This window comes from Bacteroides salyersiae WAL 10018 = DSM 18765 = JCM 12988 (genome assembly GCF_000381365.1).
GTDB classification, from domain to species: domain Bacteria; phylum Bacteroidota; class Bacteroidia; order Bacteroidales; family Bacteroidaceae; genus Bacteroides; species Bacteroides salyersiae.
This window is the reverse complement of sequence record NZ_KB905466.1, coordinates 1,271,935-1,286,050: the sequence shown is the minus strand read 5'-3', so window position 1 is coordinate 1,286,050 and position 14,116 is coordinate 1,271,935. Positions and strand designations below refer to the sequence as shown.

The window sequence follows — 14,116 nt, the reverse complement described above, 5'->3', positions numbered from 1 at the left end:
TTCGCTTGTAGTAAAGACAAGGAAAAGGGAAGTAACGTCAACTTCTTTTAATAAATAAAAAAAGCTGTGCCGACTACCTGTCGACACAGCTTTTTTTATTTATAAACATTTATGTGTGGAAAGATTAATCCAATACGATAGGTTTGTATTTCGGAACCAATGCCTTCATTACGGTCCAACCGATGAGGTAGGCTACTGCACAAACACAGAAGATAATGAAGTAACCGGCTGGCTTACCCTCAAATCCCATGAAAGTCATTTGAGTTTCGTCTGCATATACAAACAGGTTACCAGCTACTTTCTGAAGAATCATAGAGCCGAAACCACCGGCCATACCACCGATACCCGTGATACTTGCAATCGCTGTTTTAGGGAACATATCACTTACAGTAGAGAAAATGTTAGCCGACCAGGACTGGTGAGCAGCTCCACCGATACCGATCATGATTACGGGGAACCAAGGAGAAATAGTACCTAACGGTTGTGCCAACAATACTACCAACGGGAAGAATGCGAAGATCAACATCGCTTTCATACGGGCAGCGTAGGGGTTCATACCTGTTTTATTGATGAAGATAGTAGGAAGTTTACCACCGTAAATAGACAACATGGTAATGGCATATAGCGTAAAGATCAATCCCATACCCAATGGGCTGGATGTTTTGATATCGAATTGTGTGAATAAATAAGAAGGAGTCCAGAAAAGGAAGAACCACCATACACCGTCGGTCATAAATTTACCGAAAGCAAAAGCCCAAGTCTGTTTGTAGCTGAAACACTGCCAGAATTTCATTTTTTTCTGGTCTTTCTCTTCTACATGTGGAGCGGCACCTTCTTCGTGCTTATCTTGTTCAATGTATTCCAATTCGGCTTTGTTCACGTGTTTACTCTTTGAAGGGGCTGTGTACATGAATACCCAGAACCCCATCCAAATAAAGCCGAGACCACCAATAACGATAAATGCCATTTCCCAACCCCATACTTTAGCTAAAATAGGAATAGTCAGCGGAGCAATTAATGCACCGATAGATGCACCGGCGTTAAAAATAGAGGTGGCATAAGCACGGTCTTTTTTGGGGAAGTACTCGGCAGTAACTTTAATGGCTGCCGGGAAGTTACCTGCTTCACCGAGTGCCAATACACAACGGGCAGCAAGAAAGCAGTACATACTGATGGTAGCGATTGTAACCACTGTGGCACCTGTTGCGGAAGCTAATTCCGCAGCACTGTGAAGACCTACAAAGTGCTCGGTTACTACTCCACATAAGGCGTGGAGACATGCACCTGCCGACCATACACCGATTGCCCAAAGGAAACCTTTCTTTGTTCCCATCCAGTCGATGAAACGTCCGGCAAACAACATACAGATTGCATATACAATGGAAAATACAGAGGTAATAGTTCCATAATGTGATTCGTCCCAGTGGAATTCCGGTTTGATAAATTCATCCCACGTCAGCGAGAGCACCTGACGGTCGAGGTAGTTTACAGTTGTCGCGAAAAATAACATAGCGCAGATAGTCCATCTGTAGTTTGTCATTTTACCCATAGCATTTTGAATTGTACTCATGATAAATGATTTAAAATTATTAGTTCTGATTCTGGGCCAAAAATACACATTATTTGATGCAAATCAACATATTTATTGTCTCTTTTGCTGTAAATTTTGTCTGTTTTATACCAAAATCGTCCAAAAATGCGGAAAAACTACGTTATCGCACACGAAATTGTATGTTTGCGTGCACGAAAACTTATAAATACACCTTTTGAATCGAAAACTCCACACCTTATATAAAAAGAGTCGCTATCTTTGTCTCATTAAGTAGTAAATCTAATTACCAATAACAAAAATGAGAATGAAGAGAAACTTAATTTGTAAAACTTTTGTGATAGGGGCTTTGCTTTGCTCTGTTTCGTTGGCTGCCCAAAAAGTGAGTGATAAACTTCCATGGTCCGTGCGTATGACGGAGTCGGAGATGATTCGTTGTCCCGAATCGTGGCAACTGGATTTTCAACCTAAACTGAAATGGGATTATTGTCACGGCTTGGAACTCGGAGCAATGCTCGACGTATATGATACTTATGGTGGAAAAAAGATATATGATTATGCACTGGCTTATGCCGATACAATGATTCATGATGATGGTAGCATTGTGACTTACAAACTACACGAATACAATATTGACCGTTTGAATTCCGGGAAATTTCTGTTCCGTATTTATGAGGAATCCAAGGATGAAAAATACAAGAAAGCAATTGATTTATTGCGTAGCCAGCTTGATACGCATCCGCGTAACGAGGATGGCGGTTTTTGGCACAAAAAGATTTATCCGAATCAAATGTGGCTGGATGGTATTTATATGGCTTCACCTTTTTATGCAGAATATGCTTTCCGTAATAACCGGGTGAAAGATTATGCAGATGTGGTGAATCAGTTTATCACTGTGGCTCGCCATACATACGATCCGAAAAACGGCTTGTATCGTCATGCCTGTGATGTGAGTCGTAAGGAGCGTTGGGCCGATCCTGTTACCGGGCAATCTAAACATAGCTGGGGGCGTGCTATGGGATGGTATGCCATGGCATTTGTCGATGCACTCGATTTTATTCCGAAACATGAGGCAGGAAGAGATTCCATGCTCGTTATTCTTAATAATATCGCCGAACAAGTAAAACGCTTACAAGATCCTAAGACCGGGCTTTGGTATCAGGTGCTCGATCGTAGTGGCGATAAGGGTAATTATTTGGAATCTTCTTGTTCAACTATGTTTGTTTATTCTTTATTTAAAGCGGTACGTATGGGATATATCGACTCTTCTTATCTGGATGTGGCATTGAAAGGATATAAAGGTATTCTGGATAATTTTATCGAGGTGGACAAAGATGGATTGGTCACCATCACCCAAGCCTGTGCCGTAGCCGGATTGGGCGGAAAGAATTATCGTTCAGGAGACTATGATTATTATATTAATGAAACCATTCGCAGCAATGACCCGAAAGCAGTAGGTCCGTTTATTATGGCGAGTTTGGAATACGAACGTTTACAGAAGAAATAAAAACATATGAATAAGTTATTGAAAGCAGGTCTGTTATTGTTTCTGGCCTGCGTCGGCACAGTACAGGCACAGCAAAAACAAGACACTATCGTAGTTGCTCGTGATGGAACCGGTGAATATCGTACTATTCAGGAAGCGGTAGAGGCCGTCCGGGCTTTTATGGATTACACCGTTACTATATATATAAAGGATGGACTGTATAAAGAAAAACTGGTAATTCCCTCTTGGGTCAAGAACGTGCAGCTGGTAGGTGAGAGTGCTGAAGGTACTATAATTACCTACGATGATCATGCTAATATCGATAAGATGGGTACTTTCCGCACTTATACTGTGAAAGTGGAAGGCAATGATATCACATTTAAGAATCTGACCATCGAGAATAATGCCGCACCGCTTGGGCAGGCTGTGGCTCTTCATACCGAAGGAGACAGGCTGATGTTTATTCATTGTCGTTTATTGGGGAATCAGGATACGATATATACGGGTAGAGAAGGAACACGTCTTTTGTTTACAGATTGTTATATAGAAGGAACGACTGATTTTATCTTTGGTCCGGCGACGGCATTGTTTGAACGTTGTACGATCCACAGCAAACGGAATTCATACATTACGGCCGCATCGACTCCGGAAAATGTAGAATTCGGTTATGTGTTCAAAAATTGTAAGTTGACGGCTGCACCCGGAGTGACCAAAGTATATCTGGGGCGTCCATGGCGTCCGTATGCTTCTACTACTTTCCTCAATTGCGAATTTGGTAGCCATATCCGCCCTGAAGGCTGGGATAACTGGCGCAATAAAGAGAATGAGAAAACTGCCCGTTATGCGGAATTCGGTAATACAGGTGAAGGCGCAGCCACAGCCGGCAGAGTGAAATGGGCTAAACAGTTGACCTCTAAAGAGGCACTGCGTTATACTATTGAGAATATTTTTACGGATAGTAGTAATTGGTATCCATATAAGAGATAAGAGAGTCTCCTTATTATAAAGTCGTGATGACCTGTGTAGTAGGGAAGATATTCTTTGCAGAGGAGGGTGTGCGGCAGTGCCGTCACACCCTTTATAGAAAATCTGCTCGTATCGGACTAAAACAGTCAATCAATATTCCTGCTTCCAAGCAGGTGCATCCATGTTCTGCATCCGGTTCGATATATATACCGTCTCCAGTTTCTACTATTTGTTTCTCTCCGTTTACGGTGAATTCAAACTTGCCGCTTGCTACATATGTAGTCTGGGTATGATAGTGTGTATGAGGTGTTCCGATTGCACCGGTTTCAAACTTAACCTTTACAAGCATTACCTGTCCGTCATACCCCATGATCTGACGAACTACACCTTCGCCTGCCGGTTCCCATGCCTTTTCTTTTTCTAAAATGAATGTTTTACTTCTTGTTTTCATACTTTATGCTTTAAAAAAACGTCCAAATATACAATTATTCCACCTAAAGCAACGTTTTTTAGACGTCATTCAGATAAAAAGTCCGTAAGTTTGCACAACAATAAAATAGATTTCGACAAAAATGAAAAACAAGCTGGCTGTTCTTTTAAGTTTATTCTTTCTTCTTTCTGCTTTTAAAGCGGATAGACCCGTGCTTACCATTTTTATGATAGGCGATTCTACAATGGCTAACAAAAATATTACCGGAGGAAATCCTGAACGGGGGTGGGGAATGATGCTTCCCGGATTCTTCAGTGAAGAAGTACGTATCGACAATCATGCAATGAATGGGCGGAGCTCCAAGAGTTTTATTGATGAAGGTCGCTGGGACAAGGTCATTTCTCAAGTGAAAAAAGGAGACTATGTGATTATCCAATTCGGGCATAATGATGAGAAACCTAAAGCAGACCGTCATACGGATCCCGGTACGACTTTTGATGCTAACCTTAGCCGTTTTGTGAATGAAACTCGTGCAAAAGGAGGAATTCCGATACTTTGTAATGCGATTGTACGTCGTAATTTTGTCCGTCCGTTAGACGAAAGTATCAGTAAAGACACTCGTTATGATGCCGGAGAAGTGAAACAGCCGCAAGAAGGCGATACCTTGTATGATACGCACGGCGCTTATATCGAATCTCCCCGTAATGTAGCGAAGAAGCTGAATGTACCTTTTATTGATATGAATAAGATAACCCATGAATTGGTTCAAGGTTTAGGACCTGTAGAATCGAAGAAACTTTTCATGTGGGTAGAGCCTAACAAAGTACCGGCCTTTCCGAAAGGGCGTGAAGATAATACACATCTTAATATATATGGTGGCCGGGTAGTGGCCGGTCTGGCAGTGGATGCCATTGCACAGGCTGTTCCCGAATTGGCTAAATACGTTCGTCACTATGATTATGTGGTAGCACAAGATGGTAGCGGTGACTTTTTTACTATTCAGGATGCCATTGATGCCGTACCCGATTTTCGTAAAAATGTGCGTACTACTATTCTTGTCCGTAAAGGTATCTACAAAGAAAAAGTCGTGATACCGGAAAGTAAAATAAATGTTTCTTTGATAGGTCAGGAAGGAGCGGTTCTTTCTTATGACGATTATGCTGATAAAAAGAATGTCTTCGGAGAAACGAAGGGGACTTCCGGTTCGTCTACCTGTTATATTTATGCACCGGATTTTTATGCCGAGAATATAACTTTTGAGAATACTGCCGGTCCGGTGGGGCAGGCAGTAGCTTGTTTTGTGTCGGCAGATCGTGCTTTTTTCAAGAATTGCCGCTTTCTGGGTTTTCAGGATACGCTTTACACTTATGGTAAAAACAGTCGCCAGTATTATGAGAACTGTTATATTGAGGGTTCTGTCGATTTTATTTTCGGTTGGTCTACGGCTGTATTCAATCGTTGCCACATCCATAGTAAGAGAAACGGATATATAACAGCTCCTTCTACCGATAAAGAGTCAAAATACGGTTATGTTTTTTATGATTGTACCCTAACTGCCGATGAGGGCGTGAAAGGAGTTTATCTTTCCCGTCCTTGGCGTCCATATGCAAAGGCGGTATTTATACATTGCAATATGGGCGGACATATACAACCTGCTGGGTGGCATAACTGGGGTAAGAAAGAGGCAGAAAAAACGGTGTTTTATGCCGAATATCAGAGTAGTGGTGAAGGAGCTGCTCCGAAAGCGCGTGCTGCTTTCTCCCGGCAATTAAAAGATCTGAAAGAATATCGTATGGAAGATATCCTGAAAGGTGGAGATGGCTGGAATCCGGTGAAGAATGGAGATTCATTGGTAAAGGTAGTGAGATAATTTATAATAACAGACTCGGATGTTGAAACGAATCGGTGTTAGTATATTGACAGCTATTGCTTTTTTGACTGCTGTGGCACAAAAAAGCACTTCCTATGAGATAGAAAAGGATTATCCGCTTTTTCTGGAAAAGATGAAACAAGAACTTACCTATCCTATGGCATGGGGGAATAGTGCCCAGACTGATTTTTCCGAGTGGCGGAAAATGGCCCGTACGATTGTTCTGGATGCAATGTTGGCTCCACCGCCTGTTGCCAAAGAATATGGTATGGAAGTTGTGGCTATAGAACAACGGGCGGGTTATGAAGCTCGAAAAATTCGTTTCAACCTTTCCGGTTATTCCCGGGTTCCCGCTTACTTGTTGGTTCCTGCGGGGAAAGGCCCGTTTCCGGCTGTTGTGCTGTTACATGATCATGGTGCGCATTTTTCGATAGGGAAAGAGAAGATGATTCGGCCTTTCGATGTTGATTCTTTAATATTGGCGGATGCCGATAATTGGGTGCATCAATGTTATGATGACCAGTATGTTGGTGACTATCTGGCTTCTAAGGGATATGTGGTGATTTCCATAGACGCTCTTTTCTGGGGAGAGCGTGGGCGGAAAGAGGGGGCACGTTATGAAAGTCAGCAGTCTTTGGCGTGTGTCTTTGAAATGTTGGGACGCAGTTGGAGCGGTACGATTTCATATGAGGATATGTATACTGCCGACTTTCTTGCTTCTTTGAAAGAGGTCGATGCTGACCGGATAGGTTGCATGGGATTCTCGATGGGGGCTTATCGTTCCTGGATGTTATCGGCGTTGTCTGATAGGGTAAAGGCCGGTGCTGCTGTTTGTTGGCTGACGACCACTGAATATCAGCTTTCCCCCCATTACGGACGTGGGAAGGGTGATTCGAATTACGCCAATGTGTTACCTGGTTTAAGGCGGTATTTGGATTATCCGCATATCGCTTCTATTGCCTGCCCTAAAGCAATGCTTTTCTTTAATGGCCGGCATGATAAACTTTTTCCTGTTCCTGCAGTAGAAAATGCTTATTCACAGTTGCATACAGTGTGGAATAGTCAGAATGCCGATGATAAACTGATCACAAAATTGTGGGAATTGCCCCATTTCTGTAGTAAGGAAATGCAAGCAGAAATATTGTCTTTCTTTAATAAACAACTTTCAAAATAATATTTGGTAAAAAAGGCATATTCCGGAAGGAAGATTTTTTACCTGTAGCTTATTTTTATACTTATTCCAGCTACTTAAGAGATACTAAATGAGGGTATATCATACCTATGTCTTATTAAAATAGAAATAAAAATAAGGCAAAATTCGGTTTAATTTGTATCTTTACCGCATGGAATTTTATAAAATGATGAGAAGAATCTTATTTCTGATAGCATTTTTGAGTATCGCGCTGGTGATTAGTGCCCAGCGGAACTGTTTTTTTACCCATTACTCTTCCGAAGACGGTTTGTCACAAAATACTGTAATGAGCATTTTACAGGATCATAAAGGAAATCTTTGGTTTTCGACTTGGGATGGTATTAACCGTTTTAATGGCTATTCTTTTAAAGCATATAAGGCACGTCAGGGAAATTTTATCAGTTTGACAAATAATCGCGTCGACCGGATGTATGAAGATCCGGACGGATTTTTATGGTTGTTGACCTATGATAATCGGGCTCATCGTTTCGATCCTCGTACAGAAACCTTTGAGCAGGTTCCTGCTGCCGGACAGCTGGGGAGTAATTCCAATGTGAATGCGATCAGTGTCCTTCGAAGAGGGACAGTCTGGTTGCTTACGGAGAATGACGGTGCAATACGTGTCACTGCTTCTGCTCAGACCGGTCGCCTTGCTACTGAAATTTATTCTGCAAAGTCGGGGCTTTTTCCTGCTACGAAAGTTTTTAAGGTATATCAGGATGCTGATAATAATGAATGGCTGCTTACGGATAATGGTTTGGGCTTAATTCGTCCGGGGGAGAAAACACCGGTATCCTATTTTGTAGAAACGAAAGAGCGCTTTTCGGATCCGAAGCAGGCTTTCTATGCAGTACAGGAGAATGAAACGGAGATTTGTTTCGGATCGGACAGAGGGCGTGTATGGCGTTATCAGAAAGAAAACGGGCAATTCGAATTGCTTGAGTTGCCAACTCGCTCACGCATTAGTTCCATCAACAGTGTAGAACCGGATAAAGTAGTGATTGCTACTTCTACAGACGGTTTCTTTGTTTACAATTTGAAAACGAAAGAATATGTGCATTATTCTCATGTAACTTGTCGTGACTTGCCTTCCGCCCCTATTGTGTCGGCATATGTAGACAAAACTTCAGAAGTGTGGTTTGAGCAGGAAGAACCGGGAGTTGTTGCACACTTTAATCCTTTTACCGGAATATTAAAACGTGAGCAGATACGCGTGGAACCTACTGCTGCCGACCGTTCACGTCCTTCTTTTCATATACACGAAGATGTGAACGGATATCTTTGGGTACATCCTTATGGTGGGGGATTTTCTTTTTATGATCGGGAAAAGAATCAGCTTGTGCCTTTTTACGACGAGTTGGGAAGTTCAGACTGGCGTTTCTCTAATAAAATACATTCCAGTTTTTCCGATACACAAGGGAATCTTTGGATTTGTACCCATTCCAAAGGATTAGAAAAAGTGACATTTCGTTCGGTTCAGTTTAGCATGATGACACCGGAGGAGCATAATTATGAGTCGTTGAGCAATGAAGTGCGTGCCCTTTGTGAAGATAATAATAAAAATATATGGGTGGGGCTGAAAGACGGACGTCTCCGTATATATGATTCTGACCATAAATATCTGGGATTTTTAACCGAGAACGGAACAGTCTCCCGTTCGGGGGTACCTATGAAAGGTACGGTCTATTATATTATGCAGGATTCCAAAGGAGTACTTTGGATAGCAACGAAAGGGGATGGTTTGGTACGTGCCGAGCCGATAGCGTCGAACGGTCTGTCTTATCGGTTATCTCGTTATCGTTATGATGAGGATGACATGTATAGCTTGAGCAATGATAATGTGTATTGTGTTTATGAAGATCATAACGGGCGTATCTGGATTGCAACCTTTGCTAATGGAATTAATTATATATCAAAGGATAAGAATGGAAATACTATTTTTGTCAATCATCGCAACAATCTGAAGGGATATCCGATTGATCTGTGCTATAAAACCCGTTTTATTACTTCGGATAACAATGGACGTCTTTGGGTAGGGACGACAGCCGGTGCAGTTGCTTTTGACGAAAACTTCAGTACCCCTGAAGAAATTCAATTCCATCATTTTTCCCGTAATCCGAATGATACGAAAAGTTTGAGTAATAATGATGTGCACTGGATTGTAGCTACAGAAAAGAAAGAGCTTTATCTTGCCACTTTTGGTGGCGGACTTAATAAACTTCTTTTTATTGATGAGGCTGGAAAAGGAGCATTTAAATCTTATTCTGTGCTTGACGGACTTCCCTCAGATGTGTTGCTTTCTATTCGGGAAGACGATAAGCACAATTTGTGGATAAGTACGGAAAATGGTGTCAGTAAATTTATTCCCGGTGAAGAACGTTTTGAGAATTACGATGATCGCAGTATCACGTTCCGTGTGCGTTTTAGTGAAGCTGCTTCAACAGTGACTTCTAAAGGAAATATCTTGTTTGGTGCCAGTAATGGGATTTTTATGTTTAATCCCGATTCTATCAGTAAAAGCCGTTTTGTCCCTCCTATCGTATTCTCTAAATTAGTGATTGCTAATCAGGACATTGTTCCGGGGGATAATTCTGTATTGAAGGTAGGTTTGGATGATACAAAAGAATTGGTACTCTCTCATAAAGAAAATATTTTTGCTATTCAGTATGCGGCACTCGATTACACGAATCCGCAGAATATTCAGTATGCTTATATCCTTGAAGGCTTTGAGAAACAATGGACCTATGCCGACAGGTTGCGCAGTGCTACTTATACCAACTTGCCTAAAGGACATTATACATTCAAGGTACGTTCAACGAATAGTGACGGTGTCTGGGTGCCCAATACCCGGTATCTCGAAATTGTTGTGTTACCGTCATTTTGGGAAACGCCACTTGCTTATTTCCTTTATGTAATATTCATTCTGCTTATCATCTTTGTAGCGGTTTACATTCTTTTCACCATTTATCGGTTGAAGCACGAAGTATCGGTAGAACAACAGGTCTCGGATATAAAACTTCGGTTCTTTACAAATATTTCACATGAGCTTCGTACACCGTTGACTTTGATAGCCGGCCCGGTAGAGCATGTCTTGAAAAATTCGAAATTGCCGGAAGACGCACGTGAACAACTGGTCGTAGTGGAACGTAATACGAACCGGATGCTTCATTTGGTCAATCAGATCCTTGATTTCCGTAAGATTCAGAATAAGAAAATGAAGATGCAGGTACAAAGGGTCGACGTCGTCTCTTTTGTTCGGAGGATAATGGATAATTTCGAATCGCTGGCGGAAGAACACAGTATCGACTTTTTATTTGAAACGGAAAAGGACGAATTGTATCTTTGGGTTGATGAGGATAAATTGGAGAAGATCGTATTCAATTTGCTTTCTAATGCCTTTAAATATACTCCGAATGGAAAACTGATTCGTGTCTTCATCCGTGAAGATGAAGGAACCGTTGCCATAGGTGTACAGGATCAGGGAATCGGTATACCGGAGAATAAGAAAAAATCTCTCTTTGTGCGTTTCGAAAATCTGGTAGATAAGAATTTGTTTAATCAGGCAAGCACCGGTATTGGTCTTTCATTGGTGAAAGAGCTTGCCGAAATGCATAAAGCTACTATTTCGGTAGAGAGTAAGTTAGGCGAAGGAAGCTGTTTCAAAGTCGATTTCCTTAAAGGAAAGGAACATTATGATGATACGGTTGAATTTATTCTGGAGGATGCAGCCGTTCGTCGTTCCGTTCCTGTGATGGATGCAACAGCATCTGTTATTCCTATTATTAATCCGGAAGTAACCTCTTTAGAGGAAGAATCTGAAGAGGATTCTAATAAAGAAGTGATGTTGCTTGTGGAAGACAATCAGGAACTACGTACTTTCCTGCGTACCATTTTTTCACCGGTATATCGTGTCATTGAGGCGGTAGACGGTATGGACGGCTGGAGCAAAGCACTTAAATTTGTTCCAGACATTATCATCAGTGACGTTATGATGCCCGAGAAAGACGGCATTGAAATGACGAAGGAACTCCGTGCGGATATGACCACCAGTCATATTCCTATTGTTCTGCTGACGGCCAAAACTTCTATCGAAAGTAAGTTGGAAGGTTTGGAATACGGTGCCGATGATTATATTACCAAACCTTTCAGTGCCACTTATCTGAAAGCTCGTGTAGAGAATTTACTTGCTCAACGTCATAAACTGCAAAGTTTTTACAGAGACAATTTGATGAATGGTGTTCTGTCTTCTACCGCAGTTTCGGAAGAGGTTGTTTTAGAAGAAGAAAAATTACCGGAAATGTCTCCCAATGATCGTAAGTTTATGGACAAGCTTATTGAACTGATGGAAAAGAATATGGATAACGGTGATTTGGTAGTAGATGATTTGGTGAGAGAGGTTGCTGTGAGTCGTTCGGTATTCTTTAAAAAACTAAAAACACTGACAGGGTTGGCGCCGATTGAGTTTATTAAAGAAATGCGTATCAATCGTGCCGCCCAATTAATAGAAACCGGTGAATTTAATATGACTCAGATTTCATATATGGTAGGTATTAATGATCCGCGTTATTTCAGTAAATGCTTCAAATCGAAAATAGGGATGACCCCTACCGAGTATAAGGATAGCTTAAGCAAAAAGAATACTTAAATTCCACATTCTCTATGAAAAAATTATTTTTATTGCTGGCTCTTTTCCTGATGTGCCATCTCGGTATGGCGCAGACAAATGATTCGATTTGGAAACCTTTTGAGGCAAAATTTACAACTTCCGGTTCCATATTTCAAGGAAATGGGTATCGGATAAGAACAGAGAGTATTGAGATTCCTCCCTATAAAAGTAGAGTTGTAAGATATTTGCGGACGCAGCATTGCAAGGATGAAGATTATTATTGGAGTCTGGCAGAAAAACTGCTTGGATGTTATAAGAAAGACATAACGTTTTCTAAGGAGGGAGATATTTCTATTTATTCTTGTGTCAGGCATAACTATATGGATAGTGTTCCGACTATTTGTACTGCATATATACAGCCTGTGACAGCTTGTTTGTTGTCGGGAGTAGCTTTTTCAAAACAAGGGGTTGCAGATACTGTATATCAGAGACAGTTGGTCGATAAGATATGGAATTGTGATATACCGCATTCTGTTTATATCCCTAACAGCGAGGATACTATTTATTTCTTAAGACAGAAGATTATTAATCCTCAACTTTTGCTTGAGAAGAATAAGCCTGTGTATGTATATGACTCTGAGCTAAAGAGTTTCAGAAGCAATTATTATAAGTTCGGGCGAAGCAATGACGGTTACATCGTTTGCTCGTGGGATTCTTATCTGACAGATGAAGCGGTGGAGCAGGCAAGGGGTAACTTGATTCTTGATAAGAAGAAGGAGTCTAAGATTCTGTTTGAAGGCAAGGATACGATACTATTCAGAGGGTGCAAATTTACAGCCGACAGGATAGTCAGTCAGAATCGTTCTTTTCGTGGAGGATATGAAGTCACTACCACCTATTTGGCAAAAGTGGAATTTGAAAATATGCCTGTTCTTATTCATCTGAATCAGAACCAGCATGCCGACAGTATCGGAGAGAATATGCCGCTACCTTCTTTTATTGAAGAAAACATCTTCCGGCTGAAAAATAGACCACCGGCCGTAACGGTCATCAGAGATAGCATACCAGCTACAGATACTTTGTTTGTAGTAAAAAAGAATAGATTTCCCCTATGGACCTATTATGATAAAAACACACGGATAACGGGTGTTTCGTTGGGTATTGGCGAGATAAATGATTTGCGGAATGTCACGACTAACGGTCTAAAACTGGATGTAATAGGTTCTTCTTCTTTTTTAGCGCTGATGTTGCCATTTGCTTTAGTACCTCCCTCCGAGATAATGGAATTGAATCGAAGATGGCAAATTGCCGAACCGGCAATCTTATATAAGAATCGCTTTAGTATAACGAATGGTATCTCTTTTTCAGTAGCCGGCTCTGTATTGGATAGCCATATTATTAATGGCATAGGGTTTGGAGGAATAGTCACGATTAACTATCGTGTCAATGGAATGTCTCTTGCCGGACTTAATAACGGATTGACTTACAATAATGGATTACAGGTGGCAGGACTTTGGGCAACTGCCCATCAATCCAATGGAATGCAGATCGGGGTATTAGGAACTATGGGGCATCATGTAAAAGGAGTACAAATCGGTGCATTCAATTTTGCAAAAAAACAAATATGTGGTTTACAGACAGGGGTGTTTAATACTGCCACTAAATCGAATGGTCTCCAGATAGGTCTTTGTAATTTTTCCAAGAAGCTTAAAGGAATACAGATCGGGTTTTGGAATAAAAGCGATAGACGTAGCCTTCCTTTCTTTAATTGGGGATTTTAGTAATAGGGGATTTAAGGCATACGATTATCGAATAATATGCAGTGAGAAAATCACACCTCTGATTTTAACATTGTTAATCTCGTTTTCGCCATATTGTTTCTTTCGTCGCAAAACATTAATTTCTTGTTTATAAAGGAACGTATTCTTGCCGACAAAAGATTGTATTTAACACAGTATTAAATACGTATTCTTGTAGGTTAAGAATATTGGTTTATTTGTTTGTTAAGTGAAAGATT

Annotated in this window: 8 protein-coding genes; 6 read left to right on the top strand and 2 right to left on the bottom strand. The window is 41.0% G+C overall.

Translation table 11 applies throughout. The annotated features are described in order from the left end of the window. Window positions 1–124 precede the first annotated feature (124 nt). Window positions 125–1,570 (bottom strand): MFS transporter, encoded by a 1,446-nt coding sequence (locus HMPREF1532_RS04875; protein ID WP_005925645.1) that lies wholly within the window; start codon window positions 1,568–1,570, stop codon window positions 125–127. Window positions 1,571–1,856: 286 nt separating this feature from the next. Here HMPREF1532_RS04875 and HMPREF1532_RS04870 point away from each other — a divergent pair, with 286 nt between their 5' ends. Beyond that, window positions 1,857–3,056 carry a glycoside hydrolase family 88/105 protein gene (locus HMPREF1532_RS04870; RefSeq protein ID WP_005925643.1) on the top strand — a complete coding sequence of 400 codons (1,200 nt, stop codon included), beginning with the start codon at window positions 1,857–1,859 and terminating at the stop codon, window positions 3,054–3,056. Window positions 3,057–3,062: 6 nt separating this feature from the next. After that, complete coding sequence (locus tag HMPREF1532_RS04865) at window positions 3,063–4,022, top strand: pectinesterase family protein (protein WP_005925641.1); 960 nt, start codon at window positions 3,063–3,065, stop codon at window positions 4,020–4,022. Between the two features lie 91 nt (window positions 4,023–4,113). Here HMPREF1532_RS04865 and HMPREF1532_RS04860 read toward each other — a convergent pair whose 3' ends face one another. Further along, window positions 4,114–4,452 carry a cupin domain-containing protein gene (locus tag HMPREF1532_RS04860; protein ID WP_005925639.1) on the bottom strand — a complete coding sequence of 113 codons (339 nt, stop codon included), beginning with the start codon at window positions 4,450–4,452 and terminating at the stop codon, window positions 4,114–4,116. A gap of 121 nt (window positions 4,453–4,573) precedes the next feature. Here HMPREF1532_RS04860 and HMPREF1532_RS04855 point away from each other — a divergent pair, with 121 nt between their 5' ends. The 4 genes from HMPREF1532_RS04855 to HMPREF1532_RS04840 all read left to right on the top strand — a co-directional run bounded on the left by HMPREF1532_RS04855 (window position 4,574) and on the right by HMPREF1532_RS04840 (window position 13,880). Further along, window positions 4,574–6,301, top strand: a complete 1,728-nt coding sequence (locus HMPREF1532_RS04855) for a pectinesterase family protein (protein ID WP_005925636.1) — start codon at window positions 4,574–4,576, stop codon at window positions 6,299–6,301. Between the two features lie 19 nt (window positions 6,302–6,320). Then, window positions 6,321–7,475 carry a dienelactone hydrolase family protein gene (locus tag HMPREF1532_RS04850; protein ID WP_005925633.1) on the top strand — a complete coding sequence of 385 codons (1,155 nt, stop codon included), beginning with the start codon at window positions 6,321–6,323 and terminating at the stop codon, window positions 7,473–7,475. Window positions 7,476–7,662: 187 nt separating this feature from the next. Then, complete coding sequence (locus HMPREF1532_RS04845; protein WP_044094236.1) at window positions 7,663–12,138, top strand: hybrid sensor histidine kinase/response regulator transcription factor; 4,476 nt, start codon at window positions 7,663–7,665, stop codon at window positions 12,136–12,138. Window positions 12,139–12,152: 14 nt separating this feature from the next. Next, window positions 12,153–13,880 carry an LA_2272 family surface repeat-containing protein gene (locus tag HMPREF1532_RS04840; protein ID WP_005925627.1) on the top strand — a complete coding sequence of 576 codons (1,728 nt, stop codon included), beginning with the start codon at window positions 12,153–12,155 and terminating at the stop codon, window positions 13,878–13,880. Window positions 13,881–14,116: the final 236 nt, after the last annotated feature.

Bases quoted from the DNA above. Each gene is read 5' to 3' on its own strand.
- HMPREF1532_RS04875 (WP_005925645.1), bottom strand. From the start codon at position 1,570: ATGAGTACAATTCAAAATGCTATGGGTAAAATGACAAACTACAGATGG.
- HMPREF1532_RS04870 (WP_005925643.1), top strand. From the start codon at position 1,857: ATGAAGAGAAACTTAATTTGTAAAACTTTTGTGATAGGGGCTTTGCTT.
- HMPREF1532_RS04865 (WP_005925641.1), top strand. From the start codon at position 3,063: ATGAATAAGTTATTGAAAGCAGGTCTGTTATTGTTTCTGGCCTGCGTC.
- HMPREF1532_RS04860 (WP_005925639.1), bottom strand. From the start codon at position 4,452: ATGAAAACAAGAAGTAAAACATTCATTTTAGAAAAAGAAAAGGCATGG.
- HMPREF1532_RS04855 (WP_005925636.1), top strand. From the start codon at position 4,574: ATGAAAAACAAGCTGGCTGTTCTTTTAAGTTTATTCTTTCTTCTTTCT.
- HMPREF1532_RS04850 (WP_005925633.1), top strand. From the start codon at position 6,321: ATGTTGAAACGAATCGGTGTTAGTATATTGACAGCTATTGCTTTTTTG.
- HMPREF1532_RS04845 (WP_044094236.1), top strand. From the start codon at position 7,663: ATGAGAAGAATCTTATTTCTGATAGCATTTTTGAGTATCGCGCTGGTG.
- HMPREF1532_RS04840 (WP_005925627.1), top strand. From the start codon at position 12,153: ATGAAAAAATTATTTTTATTGCTGGCTCTTTTCCTGATGTGCCATCTC.